Genomic DNA, 16,783 nt, shown 5'->3' with positions numbered 1-16,783 from the left:
CATAGGACACCACACCTACGTTCACGTATCTGCGACCCGATCGGTTCACAGTGTGAACGACATCACTTCACTCCGCTTCACCGGTACTTGAGTGAACCGATTCGCTTTCCGTTGCGTTTGACCAGTGGAGAGACCTGAAGTGATCTCCGACCGCGCGAAGGGTGTGACCGTGACCGACATAGCCGTTGACTACGAACTGCTCAACGACGTCGCGCAGAAGGCCGGCAAGCTCAAGGACGAGGTCAAGCAGGCCCGCGAGAGCAAGCAGGAGTACTCGGTCGACGAGGTCGGCACCCGCGTGGCGGTCGCGGCGATCCGCAAGTACTACTCGACGTGGAAGGGCTCCTTCAAGCGCTCCGAGGAGAAGCTGGAAAAGCTCAAGAACCTCTACGAGGGCGTGGCGAAGAAGTGGGCCGACTGGGACTTCGACCTGGCCAACAAGGCGGCCAAGCAGAGCGCCTCGATCGCCTCCGACCTGTGGAACGCCCGCAACGACGAGTGGAACGCCTGGCACGAATCGGTCGAGAAGGCCAAGAAGGAGTACCCGGACCTCGACCCGTCGATGCTGCCGAAGGAGCCCGAGAAGCCCGGTGAGCGCCCCGACGAGTGGACCACCGACGACGGGCACGGCAACAAGACCACCACGACGTACGAGTACGGGCCGGACGGCAAGCCGACGAAGGTCACCACGACCATGGAGACCAAAACGGGCCTGAAGGCGACCGACACCACGAACTACCACGCCGACGGCACGTACGACTCGACCTCGACGGACGTCTTCGGCAGCGTCACGAACACCATCGGGACGTCGAAGACGTCCGAGACGCCGGAGCACAAGACCACCACGGACGACTTCGAGAGCAAGACGAAGGACACCGAGGGCAACGAGAGCACCACGACCGGCACCACCACCTCGGTCACCGACCAGAAGACCGGCCACCGCGACACGAAGACCACCTACACCACCGTCGGTCCCGACGAGGACGGCAACGAGCAGACGGTGACAGGTACCACCCATTCCTCCGTCGATCTCAACGGCCACGAGGTGACCACCACCATCGAGGTCAACGAGGACGGCAGCGGCACCAAGACCGTGGTGACCGACGGCAAGACGGAGGAGTGGACCAGCGACGACGCCGAGGGGGACACCGGCTGGACGCCGAAGGAGTCCGACGACTGACGGCTCCGCCCCCGGCCCGACGCGCCCCCGGGCCCCGTCCGGGTTCCCACCCATTCCCCTACCGACCCAGGGAGTCAGCACCATGCCCGCAGGCAACATCAACATCGACTACAACGAGATCCAGCGCGTCTCCGGCGTGATGAAGCAGGCCGTCAACGACATCAACCCGCTGCTGCTGAGCACCAAGACCTCCGTCGAGGGCCTGCTGGACAACGGCCTGTTCATGCAGCAGAGCAGCCCGGCGCTGAAGGAGTCCTACAGCAACCTCACCGCGTCGCTGCAGAAGGCGGTGGAGAGCATCAACTCCTTCGCCAACCAGTTCAACCAGATCAAGAACAGCATCGAGAAGATGGACCTGGACATCGCGACCGGCACCAAGAACGCCGGCTGACGGACCGCACGACACGGACCGCACGACACGACGGTGCCCCGCCACCGGACCAGAAGTCCGGTGGCGGGGCACCGTCGTAGGTACGGGCCGGCCGGTCAGCCGGCGTCTCCGTCGCGCAGCACCGTCTCCGGCACCAGCACCGACACCAGCGCGCCGGTCACCGGGTCGACGGTCAGGCCGCGGCCCGGCGTCGGACGGCCCCGCAACAGGTCGTACGGCACCCGCACGCCGAGGATGTCGCCCTCGCCCGGTGACTGCGGCGACAGCAGCACGCCCTTGCGGACCCGCCGTACCAGGCCGAGCCAGCCGATGCCCACCGAGGTCAGCGTCTCGGCGGTGGCGGCGGCGACCAGTCCGATGCCGCGGTCCCGGCCGGTGGTGGCGACCTCCCGCAGCGCCGCGTCGCAGGCGGGCAGCTGGTTGAGCAAGTCGGCGTCGTCGACCAGGACCACCGCTGGCCCCGGTTCGGCGTTCAGCGCCGCGGTCACCTCGTCGGCCAGCGGGTCCGGGTCCTGGATGACCACGGCCCGCGGGTGCCGGGCCAGGCCCCGCAGCGGCGATTCGCGCGGCGTGAGCGCGACCACTCGGGTGCCGCCGGCCAGCAGCGACACCGCGAGCGTGGTGAGCGCGGTGGACCGGCCGCTGCCGGGCGGGCCGCTGACGAGGAAGGACGGCGCGTCGGCCGCGAAGTCCACGCCGATGGCGCCCAGGTCGTCGCCGCCGACACCGAGCAGTCCCCACAGGGGGCGCCGGTCGGCCGCCGGGACCTTCTCGTACGCGTCGGTGAACGACACCTGGCGGGGCAGGCTCAGGACACGCGCGGGGCGGCGCGCCGCGGGCAGGTCGCGGTCGCGCTGCGCGGCCCGCTCCCCGATCCGCTTGAGCGCCTCGGCCTGGTCACGTCCGGTGACCGGCGCCCCCTGTCCCTGTGCGGCCTGTTCGCCGAGCAGGGCGACCTGCACCTCGGTGGCGCTGCCCCCGCGCCAGCCGCGGCCCTGCGGGACGACGGCCGGCACCTGCTTCGGCGGGATGCCCGCCAGGCTGTACTCGTTGCGGTCGGTCAGCCTGAGCAGCAGACGCTCGTCGTTGAGCGAGGCGACCTTGCCGGTCAGCAGCGCCCGTTCGGACGTGGCGACCACGTGCAGCCCCATCGGCGCGCCCTCGCGGATCAGCGCGGTCAGCTCATGCATCGGCCGGCCGCCGTCGTGCTCGCCGAGCAGGGCGGCCAGCGAGTCCCAGCCGTCGATCAGGACGACCACGTGGGCGGGACGCTCGGCGGGCGGCAGCAGGGTGCGCAGTTCGGTGAGGTTGGCCGCGCCGTGGGAGGTGAGCAGTTCCTGACGCGCGCCCATCTCGGCGGTCAGCCGGGTCAGCAGGCGGCCCAGCCGTTCCAGGTCGGCGCGCGGTACAACGGCGCCGCAGTGCGGCAGTTCGGACAGCGCAGCCAGCGCGCCGCCGGCCGCGTCGATGCCGTACAGGTGCACGTCGGCGCTGGAGTGCCGGCGGGCCAGCGCGCCGCCTATGGTGCGCAGCACCTGGGAGCGGCCGGAGCGCGGGGTGCCCAGTACGTACAGGTGCCCGAAGCGGGACAGGTCCAGTTCCAGGGGCTCCTGGCGCTGGGCGCCCGGCAGGTCGGCCAGGCCCCAGACGACCGGCGCGAGGCGCCCGTCGGCCGGGTCGGGCCGCTCGGGCAGTTCGGCCAGGCTCACCGCATTCGGCAGCGCGGGCAGCCAGGGGCTGGGCTGCCGCTCGATCTCCAGCTGAGCGGCGGCTTCCTGGACCGCGTCGACCAGGGCCGTCAGGTCGGTGGGCGCGTCGGCGCGGTCCATCGCCTCCTGGATGGCTTCGAAGAGGTCGGCGGTCTCCTCGACGGGTTCGGCCGCCGTACGGCCCAGCAGCGACCAGGACAGTTCGCTGGTCCAGACGTCGGCCCGGTGCTCCGGGTCCGGTCCGGTGCTCGTCCCCGTGGCCCCGGTGTCCGCGGCTGCGGCCTGTCCGTCGTCGCGTACGGCGCCCACGAAGGCGGTCTGGAACGGGAGCACCGAGCGGTGCCCGATCCGGGCCAGGGCGCGGCCCGGGGTGTCGCTGGAGATGCTCACCGCGTCGTTGACCTCCAGGACGTCCTGGCTGTCGAGGGCGTCGGTGACGCGCAGCGAGATCCGCAGGTTGGTGTTGGCGCGGATGTCGGCGGTGACCACACCGGCCGGGCGCTGGGTGGCGAGCAACAGGTGCAGGCCGAGCGAGCGGCCGCGCTGGGCGATGCCGACCAGCCCCGGCACGAACTCGGGCACGTCGCGGGCGAGGGTGGCGAACTCGTCGATGATGAGCAGCAGCCTCGGCAGCGGTGCGAGCGCGGGGTCGCGGCGGCGCATCGCCCGGTACTCGGTGTGGTCCTTGGCACCCGCGTCGGCCAGGACGCGTTCGCGGCGGGTCAGTTCGGCGGTCAGCGAGGTCAGCGCCCGCTCGACCAGGTGGCTGTCCAGGTCGGTGACCATGCCGAGGACGTGCGGCAGCCGCTCACAGCCGGCGAAGGCGCTGCCGCCCTTGTAGTCGACGAGGACGAACGTCATCTCGTCCGGCCGGTTGACCGCCGCCAGGGAAGCCACCAGCGTCTGGAGGAGTTCGGACTTGCCGGCGCCGGTCGTGCCCGCGATCAGGCCGTGCGGGCCGTCCTTGACCAGGTCAAAGGTGACCGGCCCGGTGTAGCCGGTGCCGAGCAGGACGCCGGTGGAGGCCGGGCGCTTGGTCCAGCGGGCGGCCAGTTCGGCGGCCCGCGGCGGTTCGAGGCCGAGCAGGTCCAGCAGCTTGACGCGGTCCGGCAGGCCGTCCGAGCCGTCCGGGGTGACGTCGCGTACGGGGGCCAGGGCCCGGCCGATCCGCTCGCACCAGCCGGTGTCCACCAGGTCGGGCCGGATGCCGGTGATGTCGGCGTTGCCGGTACGGCGCAGCGTCACCTCGCGGGCGCCGACCGCGCAGACGGTGACGCACTCCTCGGGGAGCATCCGCTCCTCCTGGTCGAGGCAGATCAGGAACACCCTTACGGCCGGGCCCTCCTTGAGCACCTGCACCACGCCGGGCACGTCGCGCAGCCGCCGCGCACCGTCCAGGACGACGACGAGGTCGGGTTCGGCCAGCAGCGCGCCGCCCATCGCCGACTCACGGGAGCGGGCCCGGGAACGGATCGCGGAGACCAGTTCGGAGACCCGGTTGGCGACCGTCTCCGGGTCGTTGCCGATGGTCACGGTGGGCCCGCCGGACGGCGGCGCGGCGACGCCGCCCTCGCCGGGGCGGGCGTGCGGCAGCCAGCGCACCCACTGCCAGGCGGGCGCGCCCGCCGCGTCGGTGAGCACGGTGATCCGGACGTCGCGCGGGCTGTGCAGGATCGCGGCCTGCGCGACGGTCCAGCGGGCCAGCGCCCGGGCCGCGTCCGTCTCGCCCGAGATGCCGACGACACCGTCCCCGCACAGGTTCACGCCGATCGGCATGTCGGGGATCTGCCAGTTGACGGAACGGTGGTTGTCCTCGCGGGAGCTGTCCTCGATCGTCAGCAGCGACGCCTGGCGTACCGTGCCGACGCGCAGCAGGAGGTGGTCGGAGTGGCCGCGGCGGCGTTCCCACAGCCGGGCGCCGGGGCCGACGGCCCACATGCCGGCGGCGGCCGGGTCGGGGCCGGCGGCGACCCGCAGGCCGCGCTCGTGCGCGACCATGTCCTTGACGTCCTCCTCCAACGAGGCGCGCCGGGCACGGTAGTTGGCGACCGAGTCCAGGAAGTCGCGCCAGCCGCTCCGCTTGGAGCTGATCCAGTTGCCGATGGCGAGCACCGGGCTGAAGAACGCGAACATCAAGTAGAAGTACGAGTGCAGGAAGACGACCATGCCGACGCCCATGAACATCGGCGCGAGCACCACCAGCAGCGGGATGGTGCGCCGGGCCGGCGGCACCGGCGGCGAGGGCAGCGTGAACCGTTCCGGCACCAGCGGCGGCACGATCCGCGGCGGCCGGTTGAAGTCCAGGTACGCGCCGTCCTCGGAGGCCGTCACGGCGGCGTCCGCCTCGGTGGGCTCGGCCACCCGCAGCAGGTACTCGCCCATCCGCAGCTCACCGCCGAGCGGCCACTCCGCCCAGCCCTCGGGGACGGGGGCGTGCGTGTCGGCGTAGGGGTCGGGGAGTTCGGGCGGCGGCGCGGGCGGCAGCGGGGTGGCATCGGCGCGGGGCCGGGCGGGCGGCGGTTCGGGCACGGACAGGCGTACGCCGGTGCGGTGGCCGGGCACGGTCCCGGTGCCGGCGTCCGCCGCAGGGCCGTCGCCAGCACCGGGGCCGCTGACCGCCAGGCCGGCGTTCAGCAGCACGGTGCCGTCCGGGCGGACGGTGATCCGGATGCCTTCGGCGGGCACGTCGCGGCCCTGGAGGCGTACCGAACTGCCCTCCGCGGGACCGACGGTGTGCGTACCGAGGTCCAGCGGCCAGACCCGTCCGGCGCCGCGTCCGCCGATGAGCTGGAGTTCGACGCGGGGGCCGCGCGGCAGCCGCTCGCCGTCGGCGGAACGGGACGGCGGCGGCAGTTCGGCCCGGTCGGGACCGTAGCCCCCGTCGGGCTCGGGCGGTACCGGACCGCCGAGACCGAGCGTGGCGCCGTCCCGTATGCCGGTGGCGGACAGCGGCAGGTCGGCGGGGAGTTCGCAGTCGCCGAGGTAGAGCGCAGAGGCCGCGCCGTCGGCGGTGGTGTGCTCACCGGCGAGGCGTGCGGCCAGTGCGCCGACGGTGGTCGAGCCCGGGGCGTCCAGGACCATGTCGCGCCGCTCGGGGGCGGCGTGCGGGGAGCCGGGCCGGGCCGGAGCGGAGGTTTCCGGGGCGGCCGGAGCGAGGGTGACGAAGAGTCTCACGGGGTACGAGGAGTCCGTTCCTGGGGATCGCCGGAGGCGGCGGGGTCGAAGTCGGCGTCGGAGCGGTCGGAGGTGGCGGACACCCCGGCCAGGCCGGGCGCGGAGGCGGCGGCCCGGGGCTCGGCCAAGTCCGGTTCTGTGAAGTCGAAGTCGTCCTCCACGACGGAGCCGGCGTCGGACGGGCGGTCGGGTCCGGCCGCGCCGCGGGCCGTGCCGGGTTCGGGTGCCTTGGTGGCCGGTCGCCCGGGCGCGTCCGGGCTCTGCGCGGGAGCAGGTGCGGCGGAGGCCGCCGGAGCAGTCGCCCCCGGAGCAAGCACACTCGGCGCGGGCTCATCGAAGTCGGCATCGCGGGGAGCGGCTCCGCGCGGTATGCCGTCGGCACCGCTGTCCGCCGCGCGTGGTGCCTCGGCGGGCCGGGCGGCCGGCTCGGGACGGCCGGCCGCCGCCTGCTCGCGTACCGGCTCGGTGCCGTCCGGCGCGGGCTCGGGCTTGCGGAGTACCTGCTTGGCCGGGGCGGTTTCCCGGACGGGCCCGGCGGCCGGGACGCCAGGTCCGGCATCCGTGCCGCCGCCGGTCCCGCTACCGGCATCCGTGGCTGCGCCCGCTCCGTTACCGGCGTCCGGCAGCACGCAGTGCGGCGCGGGGAGCCCCCGCCGTACCGCGCGAGCCACGGCCCGGCCGAGTGCGGGCGACTCCACGTCCACCTGGGGCCCGGGCCCCAGCAGCCGGCCGTCCGGCTCGGCGTGCAGGACCCAGCAGGCACCCGGCAGCCGGCCGCCGGCCAGCACGCGGGCCCGGCCTCGCGCGCACAGTTCCGCGAGCCGGGCCGATTGTGCGGGCGTCGGTGCCCAGCAGACCACCACCGGCACCGCCTCGGCCGGGATTTCAGGGCCCGCCGTCGCCAGTTCCGCGAGGATGTCGTCCAGCGGGCGCCCGGGGAAGCGCGGGTGCACACCGGCGGCGACCTGGACCGGCGGCCCGTCCGGCATCCGGTCCACCTGCGCGGCCAGCGCCTGGAGCACGCCGCGGGAGACCCGCGCGTCGCCCTCGATGCTCAGCGCGGCGGGGCCGCGCAGCCAGTCGACGAGGACGACACCCGGGGCCTTGCGGTCCACACCCAGGACGAGCGGCAGCCGTACAGTGCGGCCGAGGCCGGCAGGCCGCGTCCGTACCGCATCGGCCGGCGCGGCCCAGGTCCACTCCCCCGGCTCGTCCGCCGCGTCCGCCCAGGGCAGCACCGGCCCGGCGGATCCGGCCGGGTCGCGGCCCGCGACGACGACGCGGACGCGGCCCCCGCCCTGGGACAGCTGGACGGTGGGCACGTAGCAGCCGTCCCCCGCGTCCGCGTCCGCGCGGTCGAGGGCCGCCCGCACCACGTCCCCGGCGGCCGGGTCGGCGAAGTACCCGGCCAGCATCCGGGCACAGCGCCGGTGCCGCAGGTAGGCGCGCAGCGGCGCGGTGAACGCCCGTGCGGTCATCCGCACCTCCCACGCGATCCGGCGGCAGGTACGGCGGAAGCCGCCCTGCCTGCTCACGGTGCGGACGAGGAGCCAGATGAGCAGGACCAGGGCGACGAGAAAGCCGATGAGGATCAGCCAGGAGTTGCGGTCCGGCATGCCGAGGGCCAGCGGTACCGGGAACTGCGCCGGTGCCGCGACGGCCGCCGCGCCCGAGGGCGCGGCGTGGCTGGAGAGACTCACGCGCACTCCCGCGCGGCGAGCGCGGCGGCCTGCCGCAGGTGGTGCATCGCGTGGTGCAGCCGGGACTTCACGGTGCCGGACGGAATGCCCAGGGCGTGCGCCGTATCGGGGCCGGAACAGCCGAGCAGGTATGTGTACACCAGAACCTCTCGATGGGGGCGGGACAGTTGGGCGAGCAACTCGACGACGTGCGTCCGCTCCACGACGCGCGCGGCCTCGTCCGCAAGTACGGCCGTCTCCGGCGGCAGCCCGGTCGGCACCGCCGGCCGGGAGCTGTCACGCCGACTCCAGTCGATCACGACGTTGCGGGCGACCTTGAACAGCCAGGGCAGACTCGGCTCCCACCCCGTCTCGCGCCGGGCGCCGCGGGCGCGCGATGCCTCACTCTTCAGCCAGGCGCGCAACAGTGCTTCCTGGACGACGTCCTCCGCGCGCTGCGGGTCGGCGGGCAGCAGGCCGGTGACATACCGCAACAACGGCTGACGGTACGTCAGGACAAGTGCGGTGATGCGCTCCTCGGCGGACGGCCGGGCGGACGACAGGGAGGCCGGGGCGGGGCGACCCGGCGCGGGGCGACCCGGCGCGGGGCGACCCGGCCCGGCGGCAGCAGGACCCGGGGCCGATATCGCCGGTTCGCTCATCGATGTGCTGCCTCAAGGGTGTTCGGGGGTGCCGGGCCGTACCCCGACCGCGGACAAGTGGTTGCCGTAACCACGTACCCCAGCCTAATCAGCGGCCACCGAACGCGGCAAAACCCCCGGGTGAACAGTCGCCCCCTTGCCGTACACAAACCCACCCACGAGGGCCCATAGTGAATATTCGTCACTGACCCCAGCAGCCGACAAGGCCCGCCTTCTGCCCCCTCATACGAACCCACCGGCTGCCCCGTTCCGGAAAGGCATACCCCCACCCATGGCGCACCTTCTTCCCGCCGTCGCGCATTCCGCCGCGGTCGGGACGCGGTCAGTCACGCAATCGACGCGATAATCCCGGCAACGTGGACGGCCGTCCGGGATCCTGGTCGCCATGGATGAGGTCGAGGTCGTCGTCGCCCATTCCGAGCGCGCGACCCTGCGCGTCGGCGACGTGTTCCTGAAGGTGGACGCCGATCAGGCGCGCCTCGACGTCGAGGACGAGGCGACGGCCCTGGCGCCCATCCCGACTCCGAAGGTCCTGTGGCGCAAACCGCCGGTACTCGCGATCGCCGCGGTCCCGGGAACGGCGCTCGGCCGCCTCGGCGAGCCCTCGACCGCGTCCCCGGCGGCGTGGGCCGCGGCGGGTACCGCCCTCCGGAAGTTGCACGACGCCCCGTTGCCGCCCTGCCCCGGCCGGGCCGGCCGGAACCTCGAGGAGTTGGCGGCGGACCTCAACGGCGAGTGCGAGTGGCTCGTGACGAACGGCGCCCTGCCCGCCGACCTGGTTACCCGCAACCGCCAGGTCGCCGAGGCGGCGCTCCGGCCGTGGACTCCGGCCTTCACGCACGGCGACCTACAAGTAACTCACGTGTTCGTCGACGGCGACGAGGTCACGGGCATCATCGACTGGTCCGAGGCGGGCCAGGGCGATGCCCTGTACGACCTCGCCACCTTGACGCTCGGACACGAGGAGCACCTCGACGACGTCGTCGCCGGCTACGGCACCGACGTCGACCTCGACGTGATCCGCGCATGGTGGTCGTTGCGAAGCCTGCTGGGGGTGCGCTGGCTGGTCGAGCACGACTTCGACCCGTTCGCGCCAGGCTGCGAAGTCGACGTGCTCAGATCCCGGATGTGAGGCTGCGCGGACCCGACTGCAGCGAGTGCGTTCTGACGCAGCGGATGCGCAGGCGGCAGAACCAGTGCAGCAGCGCGATCGCTCCTTCCACGACCCAGCGGTACACGCCCAGGCCGGAGCCGTGCCCGACGCCGCGCCGAGTGATGTGCGGGGTGATCTGGAACTGGTCGGCTGCTATTCGGGCAGGTCTATGACTGCGATATCGGGTGCCTGGTTACATGACGAACAGGCCCAGGCCCGAGTCCGGTACGGACCTGTGCCTCCCGTCTCGGAGCGTCTGAGATCTACCGCGCGCGTTCCTTCCTTTCGTTTACAGTCGGCGGCAGCGCCGCCATTGAGCGGCGCTTTCCCGATTTGTGAGGCACTTGATGAGTAGGTTGCTGGATTCCTACGAGGCGAATGTGTCGGCGAGCTATCGGCTGCTCGGGCTGCACGACACGACCATGGCGGCCGAAACGTTCGATGACGACGCGGACAGAACGAAGTGGCTGCTTCCCGGACCGGGCCTGGTGTATCTCCAGACTCCCCCGGAGGTGGGCACGGTGGCGATACGCCTGGAGTCGTGGACCACCGCACCGTCGCCGCCGCCCGGCCCGTGGGCGGGGCGGGAAGAAGTCGAGGTGGAACTTCCCGAGGGCGAGCTCCAACTGCAGACCGTCGACGGCGGGATGTGGGAGCTTCCGCTGGTGCTGCCGTCGCCGGGCACGTACCGGATGCGGTGGCAGTGGGTGTTCAATCCGGACATCGGCCGCTCCTTCACTTCCCCTCTGAAGGACTGCTTCGACGTGCTCGACAACCCCGGCGGCCATGAGGCCGATCTGGATGGACAGCACCAGTTCTGTCTGGTGCAGATCTGGCGGACCGCCGCCGCCTGAACCGCAGCTGTATTGATCACGAGCGTGGTTGACACTCGCCAGGCATGATCATGGTGAAGATCTCCGGTGCGGTGGAGGTGTCGAGTCTTCACCGCACGGAGGTCTTCGTGTCCCACCGTGATGCCCGGCTGACCGTTCAGGGCGGTCGGCTGCTCGATGAACGTGTCCGCGCCGACCGCCCGGATGAGCATGTCGCAGCAGAGACGGGCATCTCACGCGTCACGGCGCACAAGTGGATAGCCTGCCTGGATCCATCTCGTCTCGCAGCCTGGGCCCCAGCTGCGGCCTGGTCACCGGGTCGGTGCACCGGAGACCTCCCAGTCATCGGCCCAGCCAATGATGTGCTCGCCGCACGCCGACCAGGCACTTTCCGCAGCCGTCCCAGGGCCGTTCCACCACATCCATGTCCACACCGCGCGCTGCTTCTCCGTTTCGGCCAGGAAGAGTACGGAGATATGGCGGCCACACCCAGGGCAATCTTGGATCAGCCCAGGAAGCTGAGCCGAACCTGCCGCTGCGGATTATCCCCGTTCGTGTCGACCAGGCACACCGACTGCCACGTGCCCAAGGCCAAGTCGCCGTTGATGACCGGGAGGGTGGCGTGTGGGGGGATGAAGGCGGGGAGGACGTGGTCGCGGCCGTGGCCGGGGGTGCCGTGGCGGTGGCGCCAGCGGTTGTCGGCCGGTAGGAGGTCGCGGAGGGCGGCGAGGAGGTCGTCGTCGCTGCCGGCGCCGGTCTCGATGATCGCGATGCCGGCGGTGGCGTGGGGGACGAAGATGTTCAGGAGGCCGTCGCGGCCGGCTGCTGCCTCGGCGAGGAAGGCGGAGCAGTCGCCCGTGAGGTCGTGGACGGTCTCGGCGGAGCCGGTCGTGACGTTCAGTACGTGTGTGGTGAAGGGGTTTGCCATATCACCATGATCGGCGATGCAGCGGGGTGGGACCGACCTGACACACGGCCGCAATAAAGGACCACTGGCCGAGACAGCGATTGACCCGGTTCCGGCCACGCGGCTACGTTCAGCGGCATGTCTTCGTCAGCCTTGCTCACCACGCGCGGTCATATCGACCTGCTGCGGGTGGCCTCTGCCGCCTGTCGCCGCGGCGACGGCTGCTGCTGTTACTGCTGCTGTTACTGCTGACGAGTTTCGCCTCCAGTTTTCACTCCGGGCTTCGCCTTTCCTTTCGCGCCTTCTTGCGTTGCGCGCGCTTTTGCCGTGCTTGTGTGCGGCCTGGCCTTCTTTCCGTTTGCGGAGTTTTTATGACGCCTGATCAGGCTGTAATTGATCGACGGGCTCGATCGTCCTCTGCGCCGCCCGAGACATCCGATGCCTCCCAGGGGCCCGAGCTCGTCACATTGGTGCCGGTCTCCGCCCGGCGGCGGTCGGTGCCTCGGTGGCTGCGGCGTACGACTGGGCCGGTGGGGCTGGTCGTGTTGTGGCAGGTGTTGAGTGCGTCGGGGGTGCTCCATCCCGACGTGCTCGCCTCGCCCGGCACCATCGCGCGTACCGCCGCGGGGCTCGTCTCGGACGGGACGTTGCCGTCGGCGATGCTCGTGTCCGTCCAGCGCGTGCTGGTCGGGCTGGTACTGGGCGGCGTCGCGGGCGTTGCGCTGGCGCTCGCCTCCGGGTTGTCGCGGCTGGGTGAGGACCTGGTGGACGCGACCGTGCAGATGTTGCGGTCCATTCCGTGGGTGGGCGTCATCCCGTTGTTCATCATCTGGCTGGGGATTGGCGAGGCACCGAAGATTGCGTTGATTGCGCTCGGGGTGGCCTTTCACCTGTACCTGAATGTGTACGCCGGGATCAGAGGTGTGGACGCCCAGTTGGTTGAGGCCGGGACCTCGCTCGGGCTCGGACGGTGGGGGCTGATCCGGCATGTCGTACTGCCCGGGGCGTTGCCGGGTGCGATGACCGGGCTGCGGTACTCGCTGGCCACGGCGTGGCTGGCGCTGGTATTCGGCGAGTCGGTCAACGCCGATGACGGCATCGGGTTCCTCATGAATCAGGCACGGGAATTCTTCCGCACCGATGTGATCGTGGTCTGCCTGATTGTGTACGCGCTGCTCGGGCTGCTCGCCGATTTCCTCGTCCGTACTCTCGAAAGGCTGTTGCTGCAATGGCGACCGACGTTCACGGGCCAGTGAGCCCGAAGACTGCAGACAGTGCCTCCACCGCCGCTGTACGGGTGGCCGGGCTGACCCGTTCCTTTGGTGGGCGGGCGGTGATTGATGGGCTTGAACTGACCGTGCGGCCCGGCGAGTTCGTGGCGTTGCTCGGGCGCAGTGGGTGCGGGAAGTCGACGTTGCTGCGCGTGCTCGCCGGGCTCGACCGGGAGATCGAGGGTGAGGTGTCGGTACCGCGCCGTTCGGCCGTTGCCTTTCAGGCGCCGCGGTTGATGCCCTGGAAGAAGGTGTGGCGGAATGTTCTCCTCGGGCTGCCCGGGCGGCCCGAACGGGAGGTTGCGGAAAGGGCGTTGGGCGAGGTCGGCCTCTCGCACCGTACCGATGCCTGGCCGAAGACGCTCTCCGGCGGCGAGGCCCAGCGCGCTTCGCTGGCCCGGGCCCTGGTGCGCGAGCCCGATCTGCTGCTGCTCGACGAGCCGTTCGGCGCGCTGGACGCGCTGACGCGCATCAAGGCGCAGCGACTGGTCGCCGAGCTGTGGCGGCGGCGCGGCTGCGCGGTGCTGCTGGTCACCCATGACGTCGAGGAAGCACTGCTGCTCGCGGACCGGGTGCTGGTGATGGACGAAGGCGTGATCGCGTACGAGACCGCCATCGACCTGCCGCGGCCCAGGGACATCGCCTCCCCGCGCTTCGCGGCGTTGCGTGCGCGACTGCTGGACCGGCTGGGCGTGGAGGGTCCCGCCGACGACAGCCTCGCGGACGGCCCGGCGGGCGGCGGCCTCGCCGACGCGGCCTGACCGGCTCGACGCACAACCCATCCCTCGCTGCACAAGCTCACGAACCAACGAACACCCACGAAACCAACGAACGGAACTGTGATGAGACCACGCCCACCGGCCCGCGCCCTCGTACCGGCCGCCGCCCTGCTGCTCCCGCTCGCGCTGCTGCTGACGGCGTGCGGCGGTGCGTCCCGGGCGGACGGTTCCGGCGGTGGTACGGGCAGTGGCACCGACGGCAAGGGCTCCGTGACACTGAACGTCGGTGACCAGAAGGGCGGCTCCGAGGCGCTGCTGCGGGCCGCCGGGGAGCTGGACGACCTGCCGTACCGCATCAAGTGGTCCACCTTTACCTCCGGGCCGCCGCTGCTGGAGGCGCTCAACGCGGGCGCCGTGGACATCGGCGCGGTCGGCAACACCCCGCCCGTCTTCGCCGCGGCCGCCCAGCAGAAACTCAAGGTCATCGCGGCCTCGCACAGCTCCTCGGAGGGCGAGTCGATCCTGGTGAAGAAGGACTCGCCACTGAAGCGGCCCGCGCAGCTCAAGGGCAAGACGATCGCGGTGGCGCAGGGCAGCTCGGCCAATTACCAGCTCGTCGCCTCCCTGAAGAAGGCCGGCCTGACGACCAAGGACGTCAAGCTCAGCTATCTGCAGCCGGCGGACGCGCTGGCCGCGTTCACCCGCGGCCGGGTGGACGCCTGGGCGGTGTGGGACCCGTACACCTCGCAGGCCCTCGACCAGGCCGACGCGCGCGTGCTGACCACCGGGCAGGGCGTCGTCAACGGCCTCAGCTTCCAGGTGGCCGCGCCCGCCGCGCTGAAGGACAAGAAGAAGGCCGGGGTGCTCAAGGACTACAACGACCGGCTGCGGCGTGCCCAGGACTGGGTGTTCAAGCATCCGCAGAAGTGGGCCGAGGTGTGGGCGAAGGAGACCGGGCTGCCGGAGAAGGTGGCGCTGGACGCGGTCAAGCGGACGCGCGGTACGGCCGTACCGGTCGCGGTCGACAAGGCCGCCGTCGCCTCCGAGCAGCAGATCGTGAACACCTTCGCGGACATCGGGCTGATCCCCCGGAAGTACTCCTTCGCCGACTTCGTCGACCCGCGGTTCAACGGTGACCTGCCGCCGTCGAGCACACGACCGCGTACGTACGGAAAGACCGGCTGAGGCCGGCTGACGCCCGCTGAGGCCGCAGCCACGGCGTTGGGAAAACAGCGATGCCGGGAAGACAGCGGCGCCCCGCATGGTTAGTACAACCATGAACAACACCAGCGGGGCGCGTGAGGTCGAGGTCGTGGTGATCGGTGCAGGTCAGGCCGGTCTCGCCGCCGCCTTCCATCTGCGGCGGCTGGGTTACACACCGGATCAGGACTTCGTCGTACTCGACCACGCGCCGCGCCCGGGCGGCGCGTGGCAGTTCCGCTGGCCGACACTCACGTACGGCAGAGTCCACGGGATGCACGCGCTCCCCGGCATGGAGCTGACGGGCGCCGACCCAGGCCGCCCCTCCGCCGAGGTGATCGGGGACTATTTCACGACGTACGAGGAGACCTTCGGCCTGCGGGTGCATCGGCCGGTACACGTCACCGCCGTACGCCCGGAGGGCCCGGAGCCCCGCGGCCGGCTGCTCGTCGAGTCCTCGGAGGGGACATACGCGGCCCGGGCGCTGGTGAATGCGACCGGGACCTGGGACCGGCCGTTCTGGCCGCATTTCCCTGGTCAGGAGCGGTTTCGCGGGCGTCTGCTGCACACCGCCGGCTATCGCGGGCCGCAGGAGTTCGCCGGGCAGCGGGTCGTCGTGGTCGGCGGCGGCACCTCCGCCGTACAGCATCTGATGGAGATCGCCGAGGTCGCGGCGGACACGGCATGGGTGACCCGGCGGCCGCCGGCCTTCCGCGAGGGACCGTTCGACGAGGAGCGCGGCCGCGCCGCCGTGGCCCTGGTCGAGGACCGGGTACGCCAGGGTCTGCCGCCCCGCAGTGTGGTCTCGGTCACCGGCCTGCCGATGACCGAGGAGATGCGGCGGGCGCGGGAGCGGGGCGTGCTCGTCCGGCGGCCGATGTTCGACCGCATTACGGAGGACGGCGTCCGCTGGGCCGACGGCAGTGCCTACCCGGCCGACGCCATCCTGCTCGCCACCGGCTTCCGCCCGGTCATCGACCACCTCGCCCCGCTCCGCCTCCGCGACCCGGGCGGCGGCATCCGCATGGACGGCACGCGTGCCGTCCGCGACCCCCGCGTCCACCTCGTCGGCTACGGCCCCTCCGCCAGTACGATCGGCGCGAACCGGGCGGGACGCGCCGCCGCACGCGACATCCGGCGGCTGCTGGAACGCGAGCCGGTGGCCGCCTGAGAGCGATTCGCCCAGGACCGGTGGCCGCCTGGGAGCGACTCGCTCAGTAACGGCAGCGCCCAGTAACAGCAGCGCTTATTCGAACCGCGTCCAGTCGCCCGCTCCCCGGCGCACGATCTCGGTTTCGCCGCCGGAGAAGTCGATGACCGTGGTCGGCTCGGTGCCGCAGTCGCCCGAGTCGACCACCGCGTCCACCACGTGGTCGAGCCGTTCCTTGATCTCCCAGCCCTGCGTCAGCGGTTCCTCCTCGTCGGGCAGGAGGAGGGTGCTGGACAGCAGCGGCTCGCCCAGTTCGGCGAGCAGTGCCTGCGCGACGGCGTGGTCGGGGATGCGGACCCCGACCGTCTTCTTCTTCGCGTGCAGCAGCTTGCGCGGCACTTCCTTCGTCGCCGGGAGGATGAAGGTGTAACTGCCGGGCGTCGCGGCCTTGATGGCCCGGAACACATCGTTGTCGATCTGTACGAACTGGCCGAGCTGCGCGAAGTTCTGGCACACCAGGGTGAAGTGGTGGCGGTCATCGAGGTTCCGGATGGACTTGATCCGGTCGATGCCGTCCCGGCTGCCGAGCTGACAGCCGAGGGCGAAACAGGAGTCCGTCGGATAGGCGACGAGCCCGCCCGAGCGGATGCTGTCGGCCACACTGCGGATGGTGCGCGGCTGCGGGTTTTCGGGGTGCACGTCGAAGTACTTCGCCATCCGTCGAGCGTAGGCGATGTTCGACCGGATCAGCGAAA

General features: G+C 71.5%; 14 protein-coding genes and 2 pseudogenes. 10 read left to right on the top strand and 6 right to left on the bottom strand.

Translation table 11 applies throughout. From position 1 onward, the window contains the following. Positions 1 to 169: 169 nt before the first annotated feature. On the top strand, positions 170 to 1,180 hold the full coding sequence (locus tag IF04_RS0110550) for a hypothetical protein (RefSeq protein ID WP_030253918.1): 1,011 nt from the start codon (positions 170 to 172) through the stop codon (positions 1,178 to 1,180). Positions 1,181 to 1,262: 82 nt separating this feature from the next. Further along, positions 1,263 to 1,571: a hypothetical protein gene (locus tag IF04_RS0110545; protein ID WP_030253916.1), complete on the top strand. Its 309-nt coding sequence runs from the start codon at positions 1,263 to 1,265 to the stop codon at positions 1,569 to 1,571. Positions 1,572 to 1,666: 95 nt separating this feature from the next. Here IF04_RS0110545 and IF04_RS0110540 read toward each other — a convergent pair whose 3' ends face one another. From IF04_RS0110540 to IF04_RS0110530, 3 genes are read right to left on the bottom strand one after another with little or no spacing between them, the layout of a single operon-like run. Further along, entirely contained in the window at positions 1,667 to 6,454 is a 4,788-nt protein-coding gene (locus IF04_RS0110540; protein ID WP_078600124.1) for an FtsK/SpoIIIE domain-containing protein, read from the bottom strand. Further along, the gene (locus IF04_RS0110535; protein ID WP_051831026.1) at positions 6,451 to 8,154 is read right to left on the bottom strand and encodes a hypothetical protein; all 1,704 of its coding nucleotides are present in this window, start codon (positions 8,152 to 8,154) and stop codon (positions 6,451 to 6,453) included. Before IF04_RS0110535 ends, IF04_RS0110540 begins: the two co-directional genes overlap by 4 nt. Further along, a complete protein-coding gene (locus IF04_RS0110530) occupies positions 8,151 to 8,795 on the bottom strand; it encodes a sigma-70 family RNA polymerase sigma factor (RefSeq protein ID WP_078600122.1) in 645 nt (214 codons plus the stop codon). Before IF04_RS0110530 ends, IF04_RS0110535 begins: the two co-directional genes overlap by 4 nt. Before the next feature lie 385 nt (positions 8,796 to 9,180). On the opposite strand from IF04_RS0110530, the gene IF04_RS0110525 reads away from it, so the two are divergent. Next, complete coding sequence (locus IF04_RS0110525; RefSeq protein WP_030253908.1) at positions 9,181 to 9,927, top strand: phosphotransferase family protein; 747 nt, start codon at positions 9,181 to 9,183, stop codon at positions 9,925 to 9,927. Between the two features lie 31 nt (positions 9,928 to 9,958). Here the strand turns inward: IF04_RS0110525 and IF04_RS39655 are convergent. Further along, positions 9,959 to 10,057, bottom strand: a pseudogene (locus tag IF04_RS39655) (IS5/IS1182 family transposase); the annotation flags it as partial. A gap of 238 nt (positions 10,058 to 10,295) precedes the next feature. Here IF04_RS39655 and IF04_RS0110520 point away from each other — a divergent pair. Continuing rightward, positions 10,296 to 10,802, top strand: coding sequence for a hypothetical protein (locus IF04_RS0110520; protein ID WP_030253905.1), 507 nt, complete (start codon positions 10,296 to 10,298; stop codon positions 10,800 to 10,802). A gap of 107 nt (positions 10,803 to 10,909) precedes the next feature. Continuing rightward, positions 10,910 to 11,041, top strand: a pseudogene (locus IF04_RS37265) (IS481 family transposase); the annotation flags it as partial. A 245-nt stretch (positions 11,042 to 11,286) separates the two neighbouring features. On the opposite strand, the gene IF04_RS0110515 reads toward IF04_RS37265, so the two are convergent. Continuing rightward, positions 11,287 to 11,709, bottom strand: coding sequence for a secondary thiamine-phosphate synthase enzyme YjbQ (locus IF04_RS0110515; protein ID WP_030253903.1), 423 nt, complete (start codon positions 11,707 to 11,709; stop codon positions 11,287 to 11,289). A 117-nt stretch (positions 11,710 to 11,826) separates the two neighbouring features. On the opposite strand from IF04_RS0110515, the gene IF04_RS40230 reads away from it, so the two are divergent. The 5 genes from IF04_RS40230 to IF04_RS0110495 all read left to right on the top strand — a co-directional run bounded on the left by IF04_RS40230 (position 11,827) and on the right by IF04_RS0110495 (position 16,049). Beyond that, positions 11,827 to 11,940 carry a putative leader peptide gene (locus IF04_RS40230; protein WP_342668123.1) on the top strand — a complete coding sequence of 38 codons (114 nt, stop codon included), beginning with the start codon at positions 11,827 to 11,829 and terminating at the stop codon, positions 11,938 to 11,940. A gap of 119 nt (positions 11,941 to 12,059) precedes the next feature. Further along, the gene (locus tag IF04_RS0110510; protein WP_245654352.1) at positions 12,060 to 12,944 is read left to right on the top strand and encodes an ABC transporter permease; all 885 of its coding nucleotides are present in this window, start codon (positions 12,060 to 12,062) and stop codon (positions 12,942 to 12,944) included. Next, positions 12,917 to 13,720, top strand: a complete 804-nt coding sequence (locus tag IF04_RS0110505; RefSeq protein ID WP_051831022.1) for an ABC transporter ATP-binding protein — start codon at positions 12,917 to 12,919, stop codon at positions 13,718 to 13,720. The genes IF04_RS0110510 and IF04_RS0110505 overlap by 28 nt, the downstream gene beginning before the upstream one ends. Positions 13,721 to 13,801: 81 nt before the next feature. Then, positions 13,802 to 14,863: an ABC transporter substrate-binding protein gene (locus tag IF04_RS0110500; protein WP_030253897.1), complete on the top strand. Its 1,062-nt coding sequence runs from the start codon at positions 13,802 to 13,804 to the stop codon at positions 14,861 to 14,863. A gap of 91 nt (positions 14,864 to 14,954) precedes the next feature. After that, the gene (locus IF04_RS0110495) at positions 14,955 to 16,049 is read left to right on the top strand and encodes an NAD(P)-binding domain-containing protein (RefSeq protein WP_030253895.1); all 1,095 of its coding nucleotides are present in this window, start codon (positions 14,955 to 14,957) and stop codon (positions 16,047 to 16,049) included. Between the two features lie 75 nt (positions 16,050 to 16,124). On the opposite strand, the gene IF04_RS0110490 is transcribed toward IF04_RS0110495, so the two are convergent. Further along, positions 16,125 to 16,745: an L-threonylcarbamoyladenylate synthase gene (locus IF04_RS0110490; RefSeq protein WP_030253892.1), complete on the bottom strand. Its 621-nt coding sequence runs from the start codon at positions 16,743 to 16,745 to the stop codon at positions 16,125 to 16,127. Between the last annotated feature and the right edge of the window lie 38 nt (positions 16,746 to 16,783).

The organism is Streptomyces violens (assembly GCF_000717745.1).
GTDB classification, from domain to species: Bacteria; Actinomycetota; Actinomycetes; order Streptomycetales; family Streptomycetaceae; genus Streptomyces; species Streptomyces violens.
This window is presented reverse-complemented; position numbering and strand designations above follow the sequence as displayed.

Coding starts and splice junctions, on each gene's coding strand:
- IF04_RS0110525 (WP_030253908.1), top strand. CDS start 9,181: ATGGATGAGGTCGAGGTCGTCGTCGCCCATTCCGAGCGCGCGACCCTG.
- IF04_RS0110520 (WP_030253905.1), top strand. CDS start 10,296: ATGAGTAGGTTGCTGGATTCCTACGAGGCGAATGTGTCGGCGAGCTAT.
- IF04_RS0110530 (WP_078600122.1), bottom strand. CDS start 8,795: ATGAGCGAACCGGCGATATCGGCCCCGGGTCCTGCTGCCGCCGGGCCG.
- IF04_RS0110500 (WP_030253897.1), top strand. CDS start 13,802: ATGAGACCACGCCCACCGGCCCGCGCCCTCGTACCGGCCGCCGCCCTG.
- IF04_RS0110505 (WP_051831022.1), top strand. CDS start 12,917: ATGGCGACCGACGTTCACGGGCCAGTGAGCCCGAAGACTGCAGACAGT.
- IF04_RS0110495 (WP_030253895.1), top strand. CDS start 14,955: ATGAACAACACCAGCGGGGCGCGTGAGGTCGAGGTCGTGGTGATCGGT.
- IF04_RS40230 (WP_342668123.1), top strand. CDS start 11,827: ATGTCTTCGTCAGCCTTGCTCACCACGCGCGGTCATATCGACCTGCTG.
- IF04_RS0110515 (WP_030253903.1), bottom strand. CDS start 11,709: ATGGCAAACCCCTTCACCACACACGTACTGAACGTCACGACCGGCTCC.
- IF04_RS0110545 (WP_030253916.1), top strand. CDS start 1,263: ATGCCCGCAGGCAACATCAACATCGACTACAACGAGATCCAGCGCGTC.
- IF04_RS0110510 (WP_245654352.1), top strand. CDS start 12,060: ATGACGCCTGATCAGGCTGTAATTGATCGACGGGCTCGATCGTCCTCT.
- IF04_RS0110490 (WP_030253892.1), bottom strand. CDS start 16,745: ATGGCGAAGTACTTCGACGTGCACCCCGAAAACCCGCAGCCGCGCACC.